General features: G+C 63.5%; 22 protein-coding genes. 17 read left to right on the forward strand and 5 right to left on the reverse strand.

Features of this window, described 5'->3' with window-relative positions; all coding sequences use genetic code 11:
- The coding region (locus FJ956_RS29200; RefSeq protein WP_140782011.1) for a porin at positions 1 to 1,059 on the forward strand (1,059 nt) is incomplete at its 5' end.
- A gap of 680 nt (positions 1,060 to 1,739) precedes the next feature.
- On the opposite strand, the gene FJ956_RS29205 is transcribed toward FJ956_RS29200, so the two are convergent.
- On the reverse strand, positions 1,740 to 3,422 hold the full coding sequence (locus FJ956_RS29205) for a sulfotransferase (protein ID WP_140684698.1): 1,683 nt from the start codon (positions 3,420 to 3,422) through the stop codon (positions 1,740 to 1,742).
- Positions 3,423 to 3,558: 136 nt separating this feature from the next.
- On the opposite strand from FJ956_RS29205, the gene FJ956_RS29210 reads away from it, so the two are divergent.
- From FJ956_RS29210 to FJ956_RS29245, 8 genes are all read left to right on the forward strand, one after another.
- On the forward strand, positions 3,559 to 4,671 hold the full coding sequence (locus tag FJ956_RS29210; protein ID WP_140684697.1) for a pyridoxal phosphate-dependent aminotransferase: 1,113 nt from the start codon (positions 3,559 to 3,561) through the stop codon (positions 4,669 to 4,671).
- Positions 4,672 to 4,733: 62 nt separating this feature from the next.
- Positions 4,734 to 5,015 (forward strand): acylphosphatase, encoded by a 282-nt coding sequence (locus FJ956_RS29215; RefSeq protein WP_140684699.1) that lies wholly within the window; start codon positions 4,734 to 4,736, stop codon positions 5,013 to 5,015.
- A gap of 481 nt (positions 5,016 to 5,496) precedes the next feature.
- Positions 5,497 to 6,144, forward strand: a complete 648-nt coding sequence (locus tag FJ956_RS29220) for a TetR/AcrR family transcriptional regulator (RefSeq protein ID WP_140684696.1) — start codon at positions 5,497 to 5,499, stop codon at positions 6,142 to 6,144.
- 42 nt (positions 6,145 to 6,186) lie between these two features.
- Positions 6,187 to 7,350, forward strand: coding sequence for an isovaleryl-CoA dehydrogenase (locus FJ956_RS29225; RefSeq protein ID WP_140684695.1), 1,164 nt, complete (start codon positions 6,187 to 6,189; stop codon positions 7,348 to 7,350).
- A gap of 1 nt (position 7,351) precedes the next feature.
- On the forward strand, positions 7,352 to 8,959 hold the full coding sequence (locus tag FJ956_RS29230; RefSeq protein WP_140684694.1) for a carboxyl transferase domain-containing protein: 1,608 nt from the start codon (positions 7,352 to 7,354) through the stop codon (positions 8,957 to 8,959).
- 2 nt (positions 8,960 to 8,961) lie between these two features.
- On the forward strand, positions 8,962 to 9,492 hold the full coding sequence (locus tag FJ956_RS29235) for an O-acetyl-ADP-ribose deacetylase (protein WP_140684693.1): 531 nt from the start codon (positions 8,962 to 8,964) through the stop codon (positions 9,490 to 9,492).
- Positions 9,493 to 9,611: 119 nt separating this feature from the next.
- The gene (locus FJ956_RS29240; RefSeq protein ID WP_140684692.1) at positions 9,612 to 9,989 is read left to right on the forward strand and encodes a hypothetical protein; all 378 of its coding nucleotides are present in this window, start codon (positions 9,612 to 9,614) and stop codon (positions 9,987 to 9,989) included.
- 49 nt (positions 9,990 to 10,038) lie between these two features.
- On the forward strand, positions 10,039 to 12,003 hold the full coding sequence (locus FJ956_RS29245) for an acetyl/propionyl/methylcrotonyl-CoA carboxylase subunit alpha (RefSeq protein WP_140684691.1): 1,965 nt from the start codon (positions 10,039 to 10,041) through the stop codon (positions 12,001 to 12,003).
- 98 nt (positions 12,004 to 12,101) lie between these two features.
- Here FJ956_RS29245 and FJ956_RS29250 read toward each other — a convergent pair whose 3' ends face one another.
- Positions 12,102 to 13,223, reverse strand: a complete 1,122-nt coding sequence (locus FJ956_RS29250; RefSeq protein ID WP_140684690.1) for an ABC transporter substrate-binding protein — start codon at positions 13,221 to 13,223, stop codon at positions 12,102 to 12,104.
- A 365-nt stretch (positions 13,224 to 13,588) separates the two neighbouring features.
- On the reverse strand, positions 13,589 to 13,855 hold the full coding sequence (locus FJ956_RS29255) for a sel1 repeat family protein (RefSeq protein ID WP_027164869.1): 267 nt from the start codon (positions 13,853 to 13,855) through the stop codon (positions 13,589 to 13,591).
- 179 nt (positions 13,856 to 14,034) lie between these two features.
- On the opposite strand from FJ956_RS29255, the gene FJ956_RS29260 reads away from it, so the two are divergent.
- The 6 genes from FJ956_RS29260 to FJ956_RS29280 all read left to right on the forward strand — a co-directional run bounded on the left by FJ956_RS29260 (position 14,035) and on the right by FJ956_RS29280 (position 17,946).
- Positions 14,035 to 14,280 (forward strand): hypothetical protein, encoded by a 246-nt coding sequence (locus FJ956_RS29260; RefSeq protein WP_140684689.1) that lies wholly within the window; start codon positions 14,035 to 14,037, stop codon positions 14,278 to 14,280.
- A gap of 13 nt (positions 14,281 to 14,293) precedes the next feature.
- The gene (locus tag FJ956_RS29265; protein ID WP_140684688.1) at positions 14,294 to 14,635 is read left to right on the forward strand and encodes a DUF2147 domain-containing protein; all 342 of its coding nucleotides are present in this window, start codon (positions 14,294 to 14,296) and stop codon (positions 14,633 to 14,635) included.
- A 195-nt stretch (positions 14,636 to 14,830) separates the two neighbouring features.
- Positions 14,831 to 14,965, forward strand: coding sequence for a hypothetical protein (locus FJ956_RS31080; protein WP_281405322.1), 135 nt, complete (start codon positions 14,831 to 14,833; stop codon positions 14,963 to 14,965).
- A 66-nt stretch (positions 14,966 to 15,031) separates the two neighbouring features.
- The gene (locus FJ956_RS29270; protein WP_140684687.1) at positions 15,032 to 15,226 is read left to right on the forward strand and encodes a hypothetical protein; all 195 of its coding nucleotides are present in this window, start codon (positions 15,032 to 15,034) and stop codon (positions 15,224 to 15,226) included.
- Between the two features lie 129 nt (positions 15,227 to 15,355).
- Complete coding sequence (locus FJ956_RS29275; RefSeq protein ID WP_246672239.1) at positions 15,356 to 16,813, forward strand: AMP nucleosidase; 1,458 nt, start codon at positions 15,356 to 15,358, stop codon at positions 16,811 to 16,813.
- Positions 16,814 to 16,941: 128 nt separating this feature from the next.
- Complete coding sequence (locus tag FJ956_RS29280) at positions 16,942 to 17,946, forward strand: endonuclease/exonuclease/phosphatase family protein (RefSeq protein ID WP_140684685.1); 1,005 nt, start codon at positions 16,942 to 16,944, stop codon at positions 17,944 to 17,946.
- A 31-nt stretch (positions 17,947 to 17,977) separates the two neighbouring features.
- Here the strand turns inward: FJ956_RS29280 and FJ956_RS29285 are convergent, their stop codons facing one another.
- Together FJ956_RS29285 and FJ956_RS29290 are read right to left on the reverse strand one after the other, a co-directional pair.
- Positions 17,978 to 18,574 carry a DUF922 domain-containing protein gene (locus FJ956_RS29285; RefSeq protein ID WP_140684684.1) on the reverse strand — a complete coding sequence of 199 codons (597 nt, stop codon included), beginning with the start codon at positions 18,572 to 18,574 and terminating at the stop codon, positions 17,978 to 17,980.
- Positions 18,575 to 18,724: 150 nt separating this feature from the next.
- Positions 18,725 to 20,404, reverse strand: coding sequence for an electron transfer flavoprotein-ubiquinone oxidoreductase (locus FJ956_RS29290; RefSeq protein ID WP_140684683.1), 1,680 nt, complete (start codon positions 20,402 to 20,404; stop codon positions 18,725 to 18,727).
- 251 nt (positions 20,405 to 20,655) lie between these two features.
- Between FJ956_RS29290 and FJ956_RS29295 the strand changes: the two genes are divergently transcribed.
- The gene (locus FJ956_RS29295) at positions 20,656 to 21,294 is read left to right on the forward strand and encodes a hypothetical protein (protein ID WP_140684682.1); all 639 of its coding nucleotides are present in this window, start codon (positions 20,656 to 20,658) and stop codon (positions 21,292 to 21,294) included.
- 202 nt (positions 21,295 to 21,496) lie between these two features.
- Positions 21,497 to 22,429: a uracil-DNA glycosylase gene (locus FJ956_RS29300; RefSeq protein ID WP_140684681.1), complete on the forward strand. Its 933-nt coding sequence runs from the start codon at positions 21,497 to 21,499 to the stop codon at positions 22,427 to 22,429.
- The last annotated feature ends 198 nt before the right edge of the window (positions 22,430 to 22,627 follow it).

The raw sequence follows: 22,627 nt of genomic DNA on the forward strand, positions 1-22,627 counted from the left end.
GCCGAACCGGAACCGGCTGAATACGTCAAGATCTGCGACGTGTACGGCGCCGGCTACTTCTACATCCCGGGCACCGAAACCTGCCTGCGCGTCGGCGGCTATATCCGTTACGACGCCTCGGCTGGTGAGGAAGGCTCGTTCACGGGCCGCGAGACTACTGACGTCCTGAACGGTGACTCGCAGCGTTCGTGGCACAAGAACGCCCGCTTCGCTCTGAAGACCTGGACCGGCCAGGAAACCGAGCTCGGCACCTTGAAGACCTACACCGAGACCCGTTTCGACTTCAGCGATGGTGCTTCGGCGGTCAACACCCACTTTGCCTGGGTTCAGCTCGGTGGCCTGCGCATCGGCGCTGACGAATCGGCCTTCGACACCTTCCAGGGCTATGCCGGCTCCGTCATCAACGATACGATTGTTCCTTACGGCGGCTTCGACACCAACCTGATCAGCTACACCTTCGACGCAGGCAACGGCCTCTCGGCCATTATCTCGTTCGAAGAGGGCAATTCCTACGGTGGCTATCACTACGCCGACCGCACCCTTCGCACCATTGACGGCGGCCGGCCTGATGCAGGCAGCGAACTGATCGACAGCTACGTGCCGCATATCGTCGGCGGCGTTAAGTGGACGCAGGGCTGGGGTGGCATCAGCGGCGTCGTTGCTTACAACAGCAACTGGGAAGAGTGGGCCGGCAAGGTTCGCTTGGACGTGAACGTCAACGACGCCTTCTCGCTGTTCGTCATCGGCGGTTACGGCACGGACAAGAACTCCGACCGTAACTTCTACAAGCCGTGGGGCGGCAACTGGGCCGTCTGGGGCGGCGGCACCTACAAGTTCAACGAGAAGACCTCGTTCAACCTCCAGGTGTCGTATGACCAGAAGAAGGAATTCGGTCTTGCGGCGAACGTCGCCTACACGATCGTTCCCGGCTTCTCGGTCATCACCGAACTTGACTGGGCTCACAACGACCACGACAAGAACGGCTTCAACTGGACCGAAATTCCTGACGGCAAGAAGAATGCCCTCGGCGGCTTCGTGCGCTTCCAGCGCGACTTCTAATAGATTTCGCCTTGTCGAAAATCGAAACCCGGCGGGCAACCGCCGGGTTTTTCTTTTTCTGTTTGGTGGATGTCGAGATCCCAAAAACCGCTGCGCAGTTCGGGTGTTGCATCGGCAGTATGTCCGAGGCGACGTTAGAGCGTTTCACCGTTTCACGGAAACGGCGCACCGCCCTATCTCCTTGTTTTTATGCAATTCCGGACGGAAGGCTACGGCGAAGGCGCCGAGTCTGGCCGCTCACACTTTTCCTGGAATGCTCTGGTGGTACTGCACAGGGATTTTGACCGATGGGGTCTTGTTTGCGTTGGCAGGCGGCATGCGTTGGAGATTGGCCGAAACGCCCATCGCGATCGTCATTCTAGGGCGGACCAGGAGCGAAGCTCCGTCGCGAAGACCCTGGGATCCATTCCGTGACCTCGCGCGAAGAGTCGCGACGGTGCGGAACGACGGTCACGGAATGGATTCTATGGTCTGCGCCGCGTCGCTTCGCTCCTTGCTCGGCCATAGAATGACGAGGTTGGGGCGGCTTTCGACCAATCCCCGGCGTCTGCGCTGATTTCACGGAAATGAACGGAAAACCGTGCACCAAGACAAACGGCAACCTTTCAAAGGTGCAGTGCGGTGGAGAGCTTTAACGTTCCGGTGAGACGGCGCCCGGAGCGGCCGCACCGTGATCGAAGTCAAACGTCGGCGAGATCGCCAAGCGCTTCAATCAGCGGCCGAATTTCGCTTTCATAGTTCTTCCAGCGCTTGACGGACGACTTGTAGATCGGTTGCCGGACCTGCCAGCGGCTCGGCGTGGAGACTGCCGCTTCCCTGTCGAAAAAGCGCAGACACGCATCGTCCCAGGGCAACCCGATACAGCCGATGAGACGGCGCGATTGTGCCTCCTGGTCCTCAACGAGCGTTTCGTAGCGATTCTCGAAGATGCGGCCCGGAAGAACCTCGTTCCAATGGCGCATCAAGCGGTCGTATTCGCGATAGTAGAGGCCAAGGCTTCTCAAGTCGTCGCTGTAGCTGTGATGACCGTTGAAGGGCAGAACGAAGCAGGAGACACAATTGTCGATGGCATCGCGGCGGCAATGAATGATACGCGCCTTGGGGAAGAGCAGGCTGATAAGGCCAATCAGCTCAAAATTGTGTGGCATCTTGTCGACGATACGCAGCGCCGTGGCTGACCGTTCCGCGAGATAGGACAGATGCTCCCTGGCCAGCGTTTTCGACAGTTCCGGCGTGATCGAATCGACAAGCCCGTTCAACTTTCCGGCCAATGAGGGCTTGAGGCCGATGGCATTCGCAACTCGCCCCAATTTGGCAAGCTCCCCCGCGCCATAGACATCGGGATGACTGGCCAGGATCTGTTCCGTCAGCGTCGTCCCCGAGCGCGGCATGCCAACCACGAAAACCGGCACTTCGGAGGGATTGCCGAAGCCGTGCTCGGCTGCGGCAAACAACCCCGGCGTGAAGACCTCGATCAGCGCGTCAACCCACCGACGGTACTGATCGATATCGAATGGCTGAGAGGCCTGTTTCCCCTTCCGGAAATGATCGAACGCTTCATCATAGCGTTTGAGGTCATTCAGCACCTTGCCGGCGGCATGGTGGAGCAGCAGAGCCCCGTCTGACCCGAGTTTCGAATTGCCAAGTTCGCGAAGAATGGAGCGGAGTTCCGGAGGTTCGTCAGCGAATCTTTGTGTTTGGACAAGATTGTAATAGGCGCCCGGCAGGTCGATGCGCCGCTCTATTGCCTGGTTCAGACAGGCGGCGGCATCATCCATGCGGCCCACGCTGCTGAGGGCATTGGCCAGCCCCACCCTGATCTCGGGATGATCGGGGTTGATTTTCAGCGCTTTCTCGTAAAGCGGCAAAGCCAGATCGGGCTTATCGGATTCAACGTAGGTGTGTCCCAAGGCGCAGAGAGCCACGACAAGATCGGGCTGCAGTTCCAGGGCGCGTTGCATATGCTCGATCGCCGGCGAATGTTCGCCGACCTTTGCGTAGGCCTCGCCCAGTCTCAGGTGATAATAGGCGTTCCGTGGCTCCACTGCGATGGCGTGCGCGAAATATTGCAAGGCCACCTCGTCGTCGTAGCCCAGGGAGAGGGTCCCCATGATGTAGAGGGCGCGCGGGTGGTTCGGCGTGCGCGCCAGAACCTGCAGGCACAGATCCTGAGCCTGCTTCGGACGCTTGGCCTGCTGATGGTCATAGGCCTGCTTCAGCAGCAGGTCGTCGGATTGCGCGCGCGCGTCCGGCTTCGATGGATTCGCTTGCGGCGATCCGGGTCTGGGCGCCGGAGCGGATGGCTTGGATACCGGACCCGACTTGATATGCTTGGCCCAGGCGGGTGGCAGACGGTTGTTCATGGCGCTTCGCTAGCAAAAGAAGCCGCCGGAATCCAGCCCGCGCGAGACCGTGCCTCGCCGACGGCTTCCGAGCCCCAGCTTGCACCGGCCGGGGGATCACGCTAGCAAGAACGCCCCTTCCACGCGAGCTTTTGCCATGCGCCAGCGCCCCTCCCTCACGTCGATCATCGGCGCGCTTCCGACCACGGTGCCGTTTGTCGGCCCGGAGGCGCAGGAGCGCGAGCGCGGGCAGCCGTTCCGCGCCCGCATCGGCGCCAATGAAAGCAGTTTCGGACCTTCGCCGCGCGTCATCGCCCGGATGGAGAGCGTTGCCCGCGATCAGTGGATGTATTGCGACCCCGACAATTACGAGTTGAAGATGGCCGCTGCCGCGCATCACGGCGTGGCCGTCGAAAACGTGGTCGTGGGCGAAGGCATCGACGGCCTGCTTGGCCTGGTGGCGCGCATGTATGTCGGTCCCGGCGATGCCGTTGTCACCTCCCTCGGCGCCTATCCCACCTTCAATTTCCACATCGCCGGCGTCGGCGGCCGCCTGGTGACGGTCCCCTATGCCAACGACAGGGAAGACCTGGACGGGCTTCTCGCCAAGGTCGCCAGCGAAAAGGCGCCGCTGGTCTATCTCTCCAACCCCGACAATCCGATGGGAAGCTGGTGGGAGGCGCCGGATGTCGTCCGCTTCATCGAAGCGCTGCCGGAAACCACCATGCTGGTGCTCGACGAGGCCTATGGCGAGATGGGACCGGCCTCGGCGCTGCCGGCGATCGACGTTGCGCGGCCGAACGTCATCCGCATGCGCACCTTCTCCAAGGCTTACGGCCTGGCCGGCATTCGCTGCGGCTACGCCGTCGCGGAGGCGGAGGTGATCCGTGACTTCGAGAAGATCCGCAACCATTACGGCGTCAGCCGCATGGCGCAGATCGCCGGTCTCGAGGCGCTTGCCGACCAGGACTACCTGCGCTCGGTGGTGGCGCGCGTGGCGGCAGGCCGCGAGCGCATTTCAACCATCGCCAGGCAGAACGATCTCAAGCCGCTGCCGTCGGCGACCAATTTCGTCACCATCGACTGCGTCCGCGATGGCGCCTTCGCGCTGAAAGTGATGCAGGGTCTCCTGTCGCGCGACGTGTTCATCCGCAAGCCGATGGTGCCGGTGCTGGACCGCTGCATAAGGGTCAGCGTCGGGCTCGATCGCGAGCTCGACATCTTCGCCGAGGAACTGCCTGGCGCCCTGGCGGCGGCGCGGGGGAACTGACCGAGCACTGTTGCCTTTGCCCTTTGCTGTGCCAGATTCCCAAGATGTATAGAGCGCAAGCGATGCTGGGCGAGCAGCGGGCCGTTCGGGCCCGCATTTCCGGCACGGTGCAAGGTGTGAGCTACCGTGTCTGGACGCGTGGCGAAGCCATGCGCCTCGGGCTGACGGGTTGGGTGCGCAACGAGCGCGACGGCTCGGTCGCCGCGCTGATTGCCGGCGCTGATGCCGCTGTCATGGCGATGATCGAACGCCTGTGGCAAGGGCCGCCGGGCGCGCTCGTCTCGAAGGTCGAGATCGAGGAAGCGTCCGACGACATGCCCGTGGATTTCAGGATCATCGTGTAGTTCCCCGACATAGGGATTTTGAAAGGTTGCCGTTTGTCTTGGTGCAAGATTTTCCGTTCATTTCCGTGAAATCAGCGCAAACGCCGGGGATTGGTTGAAGCCGCACCAACGTCGTCATTCTATGGCGGAGCAAGGAGCGAAGCGACGCGGCGCAGACCATAGAATCCATGCCGTGACTTCGAAGCGCCGCCACAGTGCAGAATTTTGCTCCGTTGCACGCCTTGGCGAAGGTGACGGCATGGATTCTAGGGTCTTCGCGACGGAGCTTCGCTCCTGCTCCGCCCTAGAATGACGAGGGGGTGGGCGTTTCGGCCAATCTCCAACGCATGCCACCTGCCAACGCAAGCAGAGCCGACCGGTCAAAATCCCTGTGCGGTGCCACTAATCTCATTTCGCCTTTGCGAACCAGGGCGGGCGACAAGCGTATGAGGTATCTTGAATTAATTGAACGTTCGTTTTATTATGTCGCCCGGAGGCGAATATGGCGCGCACCACAGGTTCTGATGGGGAAAAGACCGAAGCGGCCGTCCGCGAGGCGGCGGTCAGCCTGATCGCGCGCCTCGGCTATGAGGCAATGTCGATGCGGCAGCTGGCGGCCGAAGTCGGCGTGCAGGCGGCCGCGCTCTATCGGTATTTCCCGACCAAGGAGGACCTTCTGTTCACGCTGATGCGCGAGCATATGGAAGGCCTGCTCAAGGCTTGGGGAGCGGCGCGGCCGGCGAGCGCTGATCCGGTCACCCGCCTTGCCGCCTATGTCGAGAACCACATCGCCTTCCACATCGAGCGGCGTCACGCCACCCATGTCTCCAACATGGAGTTGCGCAGCCTCTCGCATGAAAGGCTGACGCAGATCCTCAAGATGCGCACGGCCTATGAGAAGGAGCTGCGCACGATCCTGCGCGACGGCGCCGAGGCCGGTGTCTTTCAGATCGACGACACCGGGCTCACCGCCATGGCGCTGATCCAGATGATGACCGGCGTCATCGTCTGGTTCCGGCCGGGCGAGCGGCTGTCGATCGCTGAAGTCACGGCATCATATCTTTCGATGACAATGCGCCTGGTCGGCGCGACAATCAGCCATGGCACCGCGCGTCCCTCGGGGCGCGCCAGGGACGCCGTGGCACTCTGATACGGCGCGATCTCCGCGAAGACCGGCGCAGGGAGGAACGGCATGTACACGAATACGCTGAACTTCGGATTGGATCCCGACATCGAGGCGCTGCGCGACACGGTAAGGCGCTTCGCTCAGGACAGGATCGCGCCGATCGCGGCCGAGATCGACCGTTGCAACGAATTTCCCGCGCATCTTTGGGGCGAGCTCGGCGCGCTCGGCCTGCTCGGCATCACCGCCGATCCGGACTTCGGTGGCAGCGGCATGGGCTATCTCGCGCATGTGGTTGCAATGGAAGAAGTCTCCCGCGCGTCCGCCTCGGTCGGCCTCTCCTACGGCGCGCATTCGAACCTCTGCGTCAACCAGATCAACCGCTGGGCCACCCCGGCGCAGAAGGAGAAGTACCTGCCTGCCCTTTGCTCGGGCGAGACGGTCGGCGCGCTGGCGATGTCGGAACCAGGCGCCGGCTCGGACGTGGTGTCGCTTCGGCTGCGCGCCGAGAAGCGCAACGACCGCTACGTGCTCAACGGCTCGAAAATGTGGATCACCAATGGCCCGGACGCCGGAACGATGGTGGTCTATGCCAAGACCGATCCGGAACGCCATGCGCGCGGCATCACCGCCTTCATCGTCGAGAAGACGATGGCCGGCTTTTCGGTGGCGCAAAAACTCGACAAGCTCGGCATGCGCGGCTCCAACACCGGCGAGCTCGTGTTCGAGGATGTCGAGGTACCGTTCGAGAACGTGCTGCATGAGGAAGGGTGCGGCGTGGAAGTGCTGATGTCGGGGCTCGACTACGAGCGCGCGGTGCTGTCCGGGGGCCCGATCGGGCTGATGGCGGCCTGCCTCGACGTCGTTGTGCCCTACGTGCATGAGCGCAAGCAGTTCGGCCAGCCGATCGGCACCTTCCAGCTGGTGCAAGGCAAGCTTGCCGACATGTACTCGACGATGAACGCCGCGCGGGCCTACGTCTATGCGGTTGCGGCCGCCTGTGACCGCGGCGAGACCTCGCGAAAAGACGCCGCCGGCTGTGTGCTGTTCGCCGCCGAGAAAGCGACGCAGATGGCGCTCGACGCCATCCAGCTGCTTGGCGGCAACGGCTACATCAACGACTATCCGACGGGACGGCTGTTGCGCGACGCCAAGCTCTACGAGATCGGCGCCGGCACCAGCGAGATCCGCCGCTGGCTGATCGGCCGCGAGATCATGGCGGAGGGGGGTTGACGTGGCCACACTGCAAACCCAGATCTCCCTCTCTTCCGACACCTTCCGCGCCAACGCCGAGCGCATGCGGGAACTGGTCGCCGACATTTCCGAGAAGGCAGCAGGCGTCGAGCGGGGCGGTTCCGACGAGGCGCGCGAACGCCACCAGGGCCGCGGCAAGCTTTTGCCGCGCGAACGGCTGGCGCAACTGCTCGACACCGGCTCGCCCTTCCTCGAGGTCGGCCAATTCGCGGCATGGTCGATGTATGGCGAGGACATTCCGTCCGCCGGCATCATCACCGGCGTCGGCCGCGTCGAAGGCCGGGAAGTGATGGTCGTCGTCAACGACGCCACGGTGAAGGGCGGCACCTATTACCCGCTGACGGTGAAGAAGCATCTCAGGGCGCAGGAGATCGCGCTGCAGAACAATTTGCCTTGCGTCTATCTGGTCGACAGCGGCGGCGCCAATCTGCCGAACCAGGACGAGGTCTTCCCCGACCGCGAGCATTTCGGCCGCATCTTCTACAACCAGGCCAACATGTCGGCGGCGGGCATCCCGCAGATCGCCTGCGTCATGGGTTCCTGCACGGCCGGCGGCGCCTATGTACCGGCGATGTCGGACGAGACGATCATGGTGCGCAACCAGGCGACGATCTTCCTCGGCGGCCCGCCCCTGGTGAAGGCCGCCACCGGAGAAGATGTCAGCGCCGAGGAACTGGGCGGCGCCGATGTCCACACCAGGCTTTCCGGCGTTGCCGATCACTATGCGATGGATGACGAGCACGCGCTGGCCATTTGCCGGCGCATCATCAAGAATCTCAATCGAAAGAAGGCGGTAAACCTCGATCTCAGGCAACCCGTCCAGCCGCTGCACGATCCGAACGAACTCTACGGCGTCGTGCCGACGGATCTGCGCCAGCCCTATGACGTGCGCGAGGTGATCGCGCGCCTCGTCGACGGTTCGGAATTCGACGAGTTCAAGCAGAACTACGGTAGCACCCTGGTCACCGGCTTCGCCCACCTCTACGGCATGCCGGTCGGCATCATCGGCAACAACGGCGTGCTCTTCTCGGAAAGCGCGCTGAAGGGCGCGCATTTCATCGAGCTTTGCTGCCAGCGCGGCATTCCACTGGTCTTCCTGCAGAACATCACCGGCTTCATGGTTGGGCGAAAATACGAGGCCGGCGGCATCGCCAAGGACGGCGCCAAGCTGGTGATGGCGGTCGCCACGGCGAAGGTGCCGAAGCTCACGGTGATCATCGGCGGCTCGTTCGGCGCCGGCAATTACGGCATGTGCGGCCGCGCCTATTCGCCCCGCTTCCTGTGGATGTGGCCCAACGCGCGCATCTCGGTGATGGGCGGCGAGCAGGCGGCGACCGTGCTCGCCATGGTCAAGCGCGAAGGCATCGAGCGCAAGGGCGGTGAATGGAGCACAGAGGAGGAAGCGAAGTTCAGGAAGCCGATCCTGATGAAATACGAGCATGAGGGCCACCCGCTCTATTCCTCGGCCCGGCTCTGGGACGACGGCATTATCGATCCCGCCAGGACCCGCGAGGTGCTGGCGCTCAGCCTTTCGGCGGCACTCAATGCGGGGATAGAGGAGACTAAGTTCGGCGTGTTCAGGATGTGACGATGAGCGCTCTTGGCGACAGGATCCGCATCCATACCGGCGACATCACCAGGCTCGCAGTCGATGCCATCGTCAATGCCGCCAATTCCTCGCTGCTGGGCGGCGGCGGCGGCGATGGTGCCATCCATCGCGCGGCCGGCCCGGAGCTGGTCGCCGAATGCCGCACGCTTCACGGCTGCAAGACCGGCGACGCCAAGCTGACCAAGGGCTATCGGCTGCCGGCGCGCTACGTCATCCATACGGTCGGTCCGGTCTGGCAAGGCGGCGGCAAGGGCGAGGCGGAGCTGCTCGCCTCCTGCTACCGGCGCTCGCTTGAAATCGCACTTGGCCATGATTGCCGAACGGTCGCATTTCCGGCGATCTCAACCGGCATCTACCGCTTTCCGAAGGACGAGGCGACGGAGATCGCCGTCGGCACCGTCAGCGACTTCCTGTGGGAAAACACGGTGCCGGACGTCGTCACTTTCTGCTGCTTCGATGAACAGACGGCGGAGGTTTATCGACGGACCGTTGCTGATACCGGTGAAGGCTGAACTTATGGGCCAACGGATTCCTCAATACAGGCAAATGCCAATTTCCAGACGCCCGCTGGCGCAGGCGAAAGATATTCGCTATTCCTCATCTTGCATTGGGCAAATGGGGTTGGATGAAAATGATCTTGAAATATTGCAGCAAGTCGACTGCCTTGATACTTTCCGGACTTCTAATATTTGCGGTACCCGCCGCCGTGGCGGCAGAATCGTTGGCGGGCAAGATCGGGGACAAACGGTTTGCACCGAATTTGTCGCTCGATCCAAAGGAAGCCTGCTACAAAGCCTATCTTGCCTACATAGCGGCGCCTGGGCATTCGGCCTACGCGACGACGTTCTATTCGCGCGTCGTCGATCTTTACATCATCTGCGGCGCGAAACTCAACGCGCCGACCCAAAAGGCGGCGGAAGACATCGCCTTGCGCAACTGCCAGTACGGCCTGAAAAAGTGGAAGGTCAAAACCGCCAGCGGCGGCTGCGCGATCGCGGCGTCGAAGTAGGCCGGCGCCCGCAGGACTGGCGCCGCCCGAAGCAAAACCGGGAGGCTCCATGTTCGGCAAGATCCTGATCGCCAATCGCGGCGAGATCGCCTGCCGCGTCATCCGCACTGCCCGCAAGCTCGGCGTGCGCACCGTTGCCGTCTATTCCGATGCGGATGCCAAGGCCTTGCATGTCGAGATGGCCGACGAGGCGGTGCATATCGGCCCCTCGCCCGTCGGCGAGAGCTATCTGAGCGGCGACAGGATCGTGGCGGCGGCACTCGCCACCGGCGCCGAGGCCATCCATCCCGGCTACGGCTTCCTGTCGGAAAACCCAGACTTCGTCGACCAGGTGACGACGGCGGGTCTCGTCTTCATCGGCCCTTCCGCCGCCTCGATCCGCGCCATGGGATTGAAGGACGCCGCCAAGCGGCTGATGGAGACGGCCAGCGTGCCGGTGGTGCCCGGCTATCACGGCGAGGCGCAGGAAATCGTGCTGCTGGCGTCCAAGGCGCGCGAGATCGGCTATCCGGTTCTGATCAAGGCGCGTGCCGGCGGCGGCGGCAAGGGCATGCGGCGCGTCGACCACCCCGACGATTTCTCGGAAGCGCTTTCCGGAGCACGGCGCGAAGCGAAAGCGGCGTTCGGCGACGATCGGGTGCTCGTCGAAAAATATGTCGACAAGCCACGTCACATCGAAGTGCAGGTGTTTGGCGACAATTTCGGCAATGCCGTGCACCTCTATGAACGCGACTGCTCGGCGCAGCGCCGCCACCAGAAGGTGATCGAGGAGGCGCCCGCCCCCGGCATGACGCCGGCGCTGCGCAAGGCGATGACGGAGGCGGCCGTGAAGGCCGCCAAGGCGATCAACTATTCGGGCGCCGGCACGATCGAGTTCATCGTCGACGCCTCTCAGGGGCTCAAGGCCGACCGCTTCTGGTTCATGGAGATGAACACCCGGCTGCAGGTCGAGCACCCCGTCACCGAGATGGTCACCGGCATCGATCTCGTCGAATGGCAGCTTCGCGTCGCGTCCGGCGAAAAGCTACCGAAGACGCAGGGCGAGATCGCGCTTGCCGGCCACGCTTTCGAGGCGCGCCTCTATGCCGAGGACGCCGCGAAAGGGTTCTTGCCGGCGACCGGCACGCTGCATCATCTCAAATTCCCCGACGCTGCCCCGGAAGGTGCTGCGATGCGCATCGAGACCGGCGTGCGTGCCGGCGATGCGATCTCGCCCTTCTATGACCCGATGATCGCCAAGCTGGTGGTGCACGGCAAGGACCGGGCCACGGCGCTTACCGCGCTGCGCGATGCCCTCACCCGGACCGAAGTGGCCGGCTCGACCGTCAACACCGCCTTCCTGGCGGCGCTCGCGGCCGACGCCGATTTCGTGGCCGGCGACGTCGATACCGGGCTGATCGGCCGGCATCAGGAGGCGCTCACCACCATTCCCGCGCCGGGCGACGAGACGATCGCCGCGGCGGCGCTGGCCGCGATGAACGCCGGCGCGCCGGGCCCCGCCGCCGATCCCTGGTCCACGCTTTCCGGCTATGCGCATTTCCACACGCTGTCGCGCCGCATACGCCTGCGCCATGGCGAGGAGAACATCCTGGCCAGGGTTTCGGCACGGCCGGACGGCCGCTTCCAGGTGGCGCTGGAGGCGCCGCATGATGCGGTGAACACGCACGATCTGCGGACCATGCCGCATGCCGCCCGCTGGCCCGGCCACGTCACCGTCTTCGAGGGCGCGGTCGGCTATACGTTCACGGTTCCCGATCCGCTTGCCAAGGCCGACGAGGCGGGAGCCGCCACAGGCAGCCTGCGCGCGCCGATGCCGGGGCTGGTCAAGCTGGTGCGCGCGACGGCGGGCGACGCCGTGATCAAGGGCCAGCCGCTCTTGATCCTCGAAGCGATGAAGATGGAGCATATGATCGCTGCCCCGCATGACGGCGTGATCGCCGAGATCGCGGCCGAGGGCGCACAGGTCAGCGACGGCACGGTGCTGGTGCGGTTTGTCGAAGATGGGCAGGGCTGAGGCTTCCGGGACAGGGCCCGTCAACAAAACGCCAAGCGCATCGATCAAACGAAAATGGCCGGGACGAGCCCGGCCATTTCCTCGATTGCGGAACCGAATTACGGCTTGATCGGCGCGTATTTGCCGTCGTGCCACTGGTTGATGTCGTAGCTGGCGTTCTTCAGGTCGCCCTTCTCGTCGAAGACGACGTCGCCGACGACGGTGCTGATCGGCTTGCCGTCCTTGAGCGCCTCGGCGACCTTGGCCGGATCGTCGGTGCCGGCGCGCTTGACGCCTTCAGCCACGGCCTGGATCACCGCATAGGAGAACAGCGTGAAGCCTTCCGGCGTGAAGCCGCCGGCCTTGATCTTGGCGACGGCGTCCTTGGCTTCGGGCTTCGACTGCGGGTCCGACGGGAAGACGAACATGGTGCCTTCGCCGGCCGGGCCGGCGACCTGCCAGAATTCCGGCGAGGCGATCGAGTCCGGCATGATCAGCTGGAACTTGACGTTCTGCTCGGACGCCTGACGCAGGATCAGGCCCGCCTCCGGGTGATAGCCGCCGAAATAGACGACGTCGGCCTTGAGTTCCTTCAGCTTGGTGACGAGGGCGGAATAGTCCTTCTCGCCGGCATTGATGCCTTCATAGTCGACTTCCTTGAGGCCGCCGGCATTCATCGTCGCCTTCACGGCGTCGGCAACGCCCTGGCCGTAGGCGCTCTTGTCGTGCAGGACGACAACGTTCTTGCCGGCGTATTTCTTGGCGATCCACGGGCCGATGAAGGCGCCCTGCGCATCGTCACGCGTGTAGAGGCGCATGATGGTCGGCCAGCCGGCCTTGGCGGCGGCGTCGGTCAGCACCGGGTTGGACGAGGCGGGGCTCATCATCAGCGTGCCGGCTTCGGCATAGACGGCCGAGGCCGGAATGCTCGAGCCCGAGCAGGCATGGCCATCGACGAACTTGACGCCGTTGGCGACGATGCGGTTGGCGACCGAGACCGCCTGCTTCGGATCGCACTGGTCGTCCTCGATGTCGAGCTTGATCTGGGAGCCGTTGACGCCGCCAGCGGCATTGATCGCGTCGGCGGCAGCCTGCGCGCCCTGCTTGAACTGGTCACCGATGGTGGCGAGCTGGCCGGTCATCGGGCCGACCACCGAAATGGTGATGTCGTCGGCGAAGGCGACCGGGGCGCTCATCATCAGCCCAAATGCGGCCGCGCTCAAAATACCCAATTTTTTCATGACTATAAGAACTCCTCCACTTGCGCGTGCCGATCCGGCCGCGCTTCTTCCACAGAGCCGGGACAATTTCACCCTTCGCCGAAACTGTCGAGAGCACAATGCGGAAGGTTTTGGTTCATTTCGGCGAGGATTTCTTGGGCCACGCGGCCGATTACCAAGCGTAATGCAAAAAGCCGCGCCGGCCTTGTTTCGGTCGGTCGCGGCTTTTGCAGTCGAGCTCCCCAGACGCCCCCGCGCCTGAACCCGCTCGCTTCCCTGTATTTGGCGCGCGGCTCTGGCTTGTTGGCCTGCCGCGTTCTTGGTCTTGTCTAAAGGCCGTCTTGTTGCGGCCTTGTCCCCTGAACCTTCAGACCGATCCCTCGGGATCAGTGCATCGTCATCCATTCGCGCGCTTCGCGCAGCGCCGTGGCGATCTCGACTTTCGACATGGTGGCCGACAGCTCCGAGCGCAGCTCGGCGGCGCGGGCCGAGCCCTTGATCGCGGCGATGTTGAACCATTTGTGGGCGGCGACGACATCGGTCTCGCAATCGCGGCCGGTCGCATACATCATTCCCAGTTCGAAAAGAATGTCGGCCTGGGCAGTTGCCCCCATGGCGCCGAAGCCGTCTTCAAGCATTTCAAAGCGTGCCATTTCAATCCCCTGTCTGGCTCCCGAGAGCTGCCTCCTTTTCCCTTGGTATCCCTTTGGGGCGGGGCGCTCTTTCGATGCTTTCGAGGATGACGGCTGGCCTTGAATCCGTCGTTAAACGGCTTGCTTAATTTGAGGAAAACAAAGCTAAAACAAGAGGTAAACGCGAAAAACTGTTAAGCATGGGAATCCAGCGTTTCAGCCATTTTGCGTCAAATTCGATGAAAATTGCCGCGAGTGGAATCAAGACTTCGCTAACCACGGAAACCGAAGCGTTTTTCCGGTCCCGTTTATTTTCAGCCATCCGCGCGGCGAAAATCCTTGCAACCTTCCGTGGCGGCACCGCTTTTGTTTTGGCGGGAGCTGGATTAGCTTTACCTTTGCGTAAGGGGCAGGAAGGCGGACCGGAGCCCGCCGCAACCCCATAGGGAGGAGGACAAGATGTTTCGAAAGATGAGCCTGGCCCTGGCGGCCACCTTGATCATGGCGGGCGCCGCATGGGCCGACCCGATCGAAGGCAGTTGGAAGACGCAATCCGGCGAGACGGCGACGATCGGCGGCGGCGGCTCGTTCTCCATCACGCTCAAGACCGGCAAATATGCCGGCAAGACGATCGGCTCGATGAAGGCGACTGGCGACAACAAATATGCCGGCAACATCACCGACCCGGCGAACGACAAGTCCTATTCCGGCAAGGCGACGCTCACGGGCACGACGCTCAAGATGAGCGGCTGCGTGCTCGGCGGCCTGATCTGCAAGAGCCAGACCTGGCATAAGCTCTGATCGCCAGATTCAGATCATCCGAAACGGGGCCGAACGGCCCCGTTTTCTTGGAGCGGCAGCGCTCCGCCAGACCGGCGCCGCGCCACCGGCACCTGTTCAAGACCTCGTCAATCAATTTGAACCGCAGATGAATACCGGTCTCAGAACCGGTTCAGAGGCATTCCGGCATTCTCTCCCGCATTGAAGGAGAGAGAAATGCTTGCCCGTCGCTTCACCATTGTCTGCCTGCTGATGAGCCTGTTCGGCATGTTCTTCGCCATCCTGGTGGCGGAGGCCGGTCACTCGAGCCGCTCGTGGGAGCGGCCGACCGCTTCATTCCCGGCTCGGTGAACCAAGTCAAACGCTCAAACGACAAAGCTGAAAAGCAGTAAAGCTGAAATTCGGGACACCACCAAAATGGACCGCATCACTGCCACCGCAACGAAGATCCTCAGGCTGCTGCCGCGGGCGACGCTCATCCTGATGCTGCTTGCCGCCCCGGTGCTGGCGGTGCCGATGATGCGCGCCGACACGGGCAACAGGATCGAGGCGCCGCCGCACAAGAACACCAGCCTCGGCTTCGTGCTGCTGATCAGCCTGCAGCGCGGATAAGGTGCGATAACAAAAAATCTCCAGCTGGGTTGCGGTTCCTGTCCGCTCACCCCTCCCAACCGCTCTTCCAAATCTCTATATTGAGCCATGGAAAAGCGAATCTACCCCCAAGCCATCGAATCGGTCGTCATGCCGGAGCCCTTCGGCAAGCAGAGCTTCCATGACGCCAAAAAGGCCGTCGCGGCGCTGCAGGGGCTCTACGACCGCAACACAAAATTCCTGCGCGATTCCTTCGCCGCGCTTGCCGCGGGCGGTGACGAGAGCAGGCGCTACCGGGCCTTCTACCCGCAGATCGGCGTCACCACGACCTCGTTCAGCCAGGTCGACTCGCGCCAGGCCTATGGCCATATGCCGACGCCCGGGCATTTCGCCACCACGATCACGCAGCCGCAATTGTTCGAGAACTATCTCATCGAGCAGTTGAGGCTCATCATGCGCAATCACGGCGTTACGGTGACGGTGGCGGAATCGACGACACCCATCCCGCTGCATTTCGCCTTCCTCGAAGGCACCTATGTCGACGGCGCGGCCGCCGAGCGCATCAAGCGGCCGATCCGCGACCTGTTCGACGTGCCGGATCTCGACGGCACCGACGACCAGATCGCCAACGGCACGTTCGAAGTGGCGTTCGGTGAGCCGCGGCCGCTGGCGCCGTTCACCGCGCAGCGCATCGATTATTCGCTGCACCGCATGACGCATTACACGGCGACCAGCCCGCAGCATTTCCAGAATTTCGTGCTGTTCACCAATTACCAGTTCTACATCGACGAATTCGTGGCGTTGGCCCGCGACTTGATGGCCAACGGCGACAGCGGCTATGTCGAGTTCGTCGAACCCGGCAATGTCGTGACCCAAAACGGGGCAACGGTTTCGGAAGGCACGCCGCCGCACCGCCTGCCGCAGATGCCGGCCTACCATCTGAAGAAACCCGGCCATGGCGGCATCACCATGGTCAACATCGGCGTCGGCCCATCCAACGCCAAGACTATCACCGACCATATCGCGGTGCTGAGGCCGCATGCCTGGGTGATGCTCGGCCATTGTGCGGGCCTGCGCAACACGCAAGCGCTCGGCGACTATGTGCTGGCACATGCCTATGTGCGCGAGGACCATGTGCTGGACGACGACCTGCCGGTCTGGGTGCCGATCCCGCCACTGGCCGAAATCCAGGTGGCGCTGCAGGAAGCGGTCGCCGAAGTGACCGGTTTGTCGGGCTACGACCTCAAGCGCATCATGCGCACCGGCACCGTCGCCACGATCGACAACCGCAATTGGGAGCTGCGCGACCAGCGCGGACCGGTGCAACGCCTGTCGCAGTCGCGCGCCATCGCGCTCGACATGGAATCGGCCACCATCGCCGCCAACGGCTTCCGCTTCCGCGTGCCTTACGGGACGCTGCTGTGCGTTTCCGACAAGCCGCTGCATGGCGAACTGAAGCTGCCCGGCATGGCGACCGAGTTCTACAAGCGGCAGGTGGCGCAGCATCTCACCATCGGCATCAAGGCGATGGAGAAGCTGGCCGAAATGCCGATGGAGCGGCTGCATTCGCGCAAGCTCAGAAGTTTTTCCGAAACGGCGTTCCAGTAGACGCACGCCGGCCGGCCACCGGCGAGGCAATCGGTCGTCTTGCTTGAGCCGCAATTTGGCCGATAAGCGGTCCGAACGGAAGACTGGGGCAGTCGGAGCAAATGACAACGGGCGGCGCGCGCTTGAGCATGATGGCTCAGCTGATAGTCCTGGCGATGATGGCACTCTCGGCCGCGCTGCTGGCCGGGTTCTTCGGCGCGCTGCATCCGGCCTTCGATTCCTTCTCGCATTTCCGCATGCATCTGAGCGTGCTGACGGCCGTGCTCGCGCTGGCGCTGCTTGCCGGCCCCTACCGACTGCAGGCAGTCGCGGCGCTGGTCTTCGCCATCGCCTGCTTCGCCACGACGACGAGCGCGCTGCCCAGATTGTCGACGCAGCAGGCGGTCGCAAAGCCGGCCGACCGGATCGTCTATAGACTGCTGCAGATGAACCTGCGCTTCAACAACCCGACGCCGAAGAAGGTTCTGTCGCTGATCGGCAGGACCAATCCGGACGTCATCACGCTCGACGAAGTGTCCGGCATGTGGGCGAAGGAGCTCGGCTATATTGCCGGCGCCTATCCCTATCGGATCCTCTGCGACTATCCCAACGGCATATTCGGCGTCGCGCTGCTCTCGCGCCGTCCCTTCGCCGCCGGAACCGCGCCGCGTTGCGAGCCGCGCGGCGCGATGGCGACCGCCACGATTGATTTCGGCGGCATTCCGGTCAACGTCGCCGCGATCCATCTCAGCTGGCCGTGGCCGAAGGAGCAATACTGGCAGATCGGCGAACTAGCGGAACCGCTGGCCAGGCTCGGCGAGACCGCCATCATGGCCGGCGACTGCAACGCCGTGCCGTGGAGCGCGGCGGTGCGGCGGGTGGCGCGGCTCAGCGGCATGGCGCTGATGCCATCGGCTGGCCCGACCTGGATCCACCGCACGCTGCCCGACGTCCTGCGCCGCTATGCGGGCCTGCCGATCGACCAGGTGTTCAGCAAGGGCGGGGTGACGATCCTGTCCTCGGCCCGGATGGAGGACACCGGCTCCGACCATCTGCCGGTGCTGGTCGAATTCACGCTGCGGTCCGACGCGCCCGAGGACGAGCACAAGTCGGCGCTGGCAGCGAACGGCGCGCCGGACAAGCCGCGCAGCTGACGTCCATTTGGTAGGCGAACGGGCTCGAGCTTCAGTTCTTCCCCATCAATGCATTGACCAGTTTCTCGACACGGCCGCCGTCGCGGTGCTCGCGCGCGTCGAAGGCATTCTGCCTGGCCTCGTAGTCGGCATAGATCGTGTCGATGCGACGCCTGGCGTCCCGGCGAAGACCGGTGCAGAACCAGTTGTCCTGCCGCTTCAGCCCGGCGAGCGCCGTGTCGGTTGCCCGCATCATCTGCTTGGCGATGCGGCCATGGGTATGCTCATGCTGGCGCACGCCGGCCATGAAGCGCTCCCAGCGCTTGCGCAGGACTGGGCCGGACGGGGTCGTGCGGCGCGGAAAGGTGTAGGTCAGGTCGATCGTGCCGTCGGCCCGGCGCAGCCGGCAGATGCCATTATCGCGCGTCACATCGAGCTTCCAATGCACGGCATAACCGGTCTCGGCGATGGCGCGCGTGGCATGGCCGTGCCTCGGCCCCAGGCCGTCCATCGCCTCGATCAGTTCAGCGCCGGTCCTGCCGGCGACGTCATAGCTGCGCATATGCACGGTCAGCCTGGTGCCTGCTGAAGCGGCCCCGCACAAAAGCACGCCGGCAGCAGCTAAAATCGCCAGGCTGGTCCGCCGCATGTCCGCCTCCTTGTTCGGGGCGAAGCAGACCATACTCGGCGCGCGGCTTCAACGGCCTTGGCCGTTAAGGCGGCGGCTTACATGCCCTGATAGACCGGGCCTTCGCCGGCTTTCTCTTTGGCGGCGGTCGAGACGGCCCAGTCGGGGCGATCACATGCCCTGATAGACCGGGCCTTCACCGCCTTGTGGCGGCACCCAGTTGATGTTCCGGTTCGGGTCCTTGATGTCGCAGGTCTTGCAGTGCACGCAGTTCTGCGCGTTGATGACGAAGCGCACGTCCTTGGCCGCCGGGTCGGCGGCGGCGTTGCCGTCCTTGTCCACCCATTCATAGACGCCCGCCGGGCAGTAGCGGGTCGAGGGACCGGCGAAGACATCGTGCTCGGAACGCTGCTGCAACGCCATGTCGCCGACGATCAGATGGGTCGGCTCGTTCTCCTCGTGGTTGGTGTTGGAAAGGAACACCGAGGAGAGCCGGTCGAAGGTCAGCACGCCATCCGGCTTCGGATAGGCGATCTTCTGATGCTTGGAGGCCGGCTCGAGCGTCGCATAGTCGGCCTTGCCATGCTTCATGGTTCCGAAGGGCGAGAAGCCGAACAGCGTGTTCAGCCACATGTCGAGACCGCCGATGCCGACGCCGACAATGGTACCGAAGCGCGACCAGAGCGGCTTGACGTTGCGGACCTTCTTCAGGTCCTTGCCGATATCGGTGCCGCGCCAGGCTTCCTCATAGGAAGCGAGCTCGTCATTGGCACGGCCGCCGGCGATCGCCTCGGCTACATGCTCGGCCGCCAGCATGCCCGAGAGCACCGCGTTGTGCGAGCCCTTGATGCGCGGCACGTTGACGAAGCCGGCAGCACAGCCCATCAGCACGCCGCCCGGGAAGGAAAGCTTCGGCACCGACTGCCAGCCGCCCTCGGTGATGGCGCGCGCGCCGTAGCCAATCCGCTTGGCGCCCTCGAAGGTGCCGGCGATCGCCGGATGCGTCTTGAAGCGCTGGAACTCCTCGAAGGGCGAGAGATAGGGGTTCTTGTAGTTGAGGTGGACGACGAAGCCGACCGCCACCTGGTTGTCCTCGAGATGGTAGAGGAAGGAGCCGCCGCCGGTCTTCATGTCGAGCGGCCAGCCGAAGGAATGCTGAACGAGACCCGGCTTGTGGTTCTCGGGCTTGACCTGCCAGAGCTCCTTGAGGCCGATGCCGAACTTGCCCGGCTCGCGGCCGTCGGCAAGCTGGTATTTGGCGATGAGCTGCTTGGCGAGCGAGCCGCGCGCGCCCTCGCCGATCAGCACATATTTGCCCATCAGCGCCATGCCCGGCGCGTAAGCCGGGCCATGCGTGCCGTCCTTCTCGACGCCCATGTCGCCGGTGATGACGCCGGTGACGGCGCCGGCCTCGTTATAGACGAGGCTTGCCGCGGCAAAACCCGGATAGATCTCGACGCCCAGCGCCTCGGCCTTGGTCGCCAGCCAACGGCAGACATTGCCGAGCGAGACGATGTAGTTGCCGTGATTGTTCATCAGCGGCGGCATCAGGAAGTTCGGCAGGCGGAAGGAACCGGCGGGGCCGAGCACCAGGAAATGGTCCGCCGTGACCGGCGTCTTGAACGGATGATCGCCCTCCTCGCGCCAGCCGGGCAGCAGGCGGTCGATGCCGATCGGGTCGACGACAGCGCCGGAGAGGATATGGGCGCCAACCTCGCCGCCCTTCTCCAGGACGACCACGGAAAGCTCGGGGTTGAGCTGCTTCAGACGGATCGCGGCGGCAAGGCCGGCGGGACCCGCACCGACGATCACCACGTCGAATTCCATGCTCTCGCGTTCGATTTCGCTCATCGACCCCTCTTTGGCTTGCCGCATTCTCGCATTGTGCTGGCTCATGCGCTGCATAGCGCATCAATTCGCGACGCGAAACCGGCGCTGGCGTGACAACGCCGATTTCGACAAAAAGTCGCGGTTTTCCCTACGAAACGGTCGCCGCGCAGGCCATGGCCAAGCATAGGCCAGCGCCAATTGGATGGAAGGCCAGGCCGCGTCCGCATGTTTTTAATTGTTCGACGGCTTGGTTATCGGCAATACTTCGCACCATGCGCAGTCCTGAGCCAGCCGGCTTTCCATCGAAGCGCTTACTCTTCACGCCAGGCTTAGCTTGGCGTGCGGTTCTTCCGCTCCTCTTTTTGTCCGTGCCGGCGGAAGCGGACCCGATGAAGGTCTGGTCCACCGGCGCCTATTCCTTCTCCGACGAGCTGGGCGGCTTCCGCATCACGGGTGCTTCCGGTATCGGCACCAAGGAAGACCCGCTGATCATCAGGGAGGAACTGAACACGGCGACGCCGGTGACGCTGACGATCCGCGCGACCAAGCCGATCGAGCCCTTCGGCAAGGCAGGCGAGGTCGCCAACGGCGTGATGTATATGCGCATCGACGTGCTCAACAACAGCGCCCTGCCCTGGGTGGAGTTCCAGTTCGAGCTGCAGGAAATCCTCGACCAGCCAAGCGTGTTCGGCGACGGCCTTTCCTTCGACCAGCGCAACAAGACGCCCGACAACATCTGGTCGAGCAATTTCGCCGATTTCGAGCGTAAGTTCGAACCTTACGACCAGCTGCTGTTCAAGAACGGCAAGGTCGACCCGCTGAAGACGGCCACCTTCGATTTCCTGATCACCGACTATACGCCGCGCTGGACGTTTTACATTGTGCAGGATCCGCGCATACCCACCGGGTGAAAGCATATCGATATTCAGGTGATGCCGGCCTGCAAATGGCGGTTTCCTGCGCTTCCGGTGCTCACGTACGAAAAGTACGCTCCGCTCCGGTTCTCGGAAACCACCATTTTCGACTCGGCCTGACCTGAATCTCGACATGCTCCAATACAGGCAAACGTGGCTTAACCTTGCAAATCGGCGCCGCGCGGACGATGGTGGCGTCATGACTGCCGCCTCCCCCAGCACACCAGCCGAGATCGCCGAACTGCTCGCCTTTTATGCCAGCGCCGGCGTTGACGAGGCGCTTGAGGACGCGCCGATCAACCGGTTTGCCGAAGCGGCGGCGAAGTCGGCCGAACGCGGGCCCGCTGAGCGGGCGCCAGCCGCACCGCCTCGCGACCAAAGACCCGAGAGCCGCCCGGCATCCAGGCAGGGCCTGGAGCGGCCCCAGGCGCCCGAGCCAGCAACGCCATCATCCGGCCTCGACGCGCGCAATATTCCGGACGCTCCGGCGCGCATGCCGGCCGCCACCGTTCCCGACGAGGCGCAGGCGCTGCTTGCCCGGCAACTGGCCGCAAGCGCCTCGACGCTCGAGGAACTGCGCCAGCACATGGCCGGCTTCGACGGCTGCAATCTCAAATTCACCGCCAAGAACCTCGTCTTCGCCGACGGCAATCCGAAAGCCGAGCTGATGCTGGTCGGCGAGGCGCCGGGCCGCGACGAGGATCTCGAAGGCCTGCCCTTTGTCGGCCGCTCCGGCCGGCTGCTCGACCGCATGCTGGCGGCGATCGGCCTTGACCGAACCTCGGCCTATATCGCCAACGTCATTCCGTGGCGGCCGCCGGGCAACCGCACGCCGACGCCGCACGAGACCGAAATCTGCCGACCGTTCATCGAAAGGCAGATCGAGCTAGTCAATCCAAAGGTGCTGGTCAATCTCGGCGGTCCGTCGGCCAAGACGCTGCTCAACACGACCGAGGGCATCCTCAGGCTGCGGGGCAATTGGCGGGTGCATACGACGGCGTCGGGCATAGCCATTCCGGCGATGCCGACGCTGCACCCGGCTTATCTCTTGAGGACGCCGGCGCACAAGAAGCTGGCCTGGCGGGATTTCCTCGAGGTGAAGGCGAAGTTGAGGGGGGTGGCGATTGGCTAATCTCCCGCCTTGTGGGGGAGATGCCTGGCAAGGCAGAGGGGGGCGTGAAGGATCGCCTGCCTTGGAAATTTCGCGCAGTGCCGCAAGATCGACATGTCGGCGGGACAGCGCCCCCCTCTGTCCTGTGTCCAGCCGATAGATGGGTAACACTTTGAACCGGATACATGGGTTACAGTTTTCGCCCTGAGTTGGAGTCCG

Origin of the sequence: Mesorhizobium sp. B2-4-3 (assembly GCF_006442815.1) — a bacterium.
Lineage (GTDB): Bacteria > Pseudomonadota > Alphaproteobacteria > Rhizobiales > Rhizobiaceae > Mesorhizobium.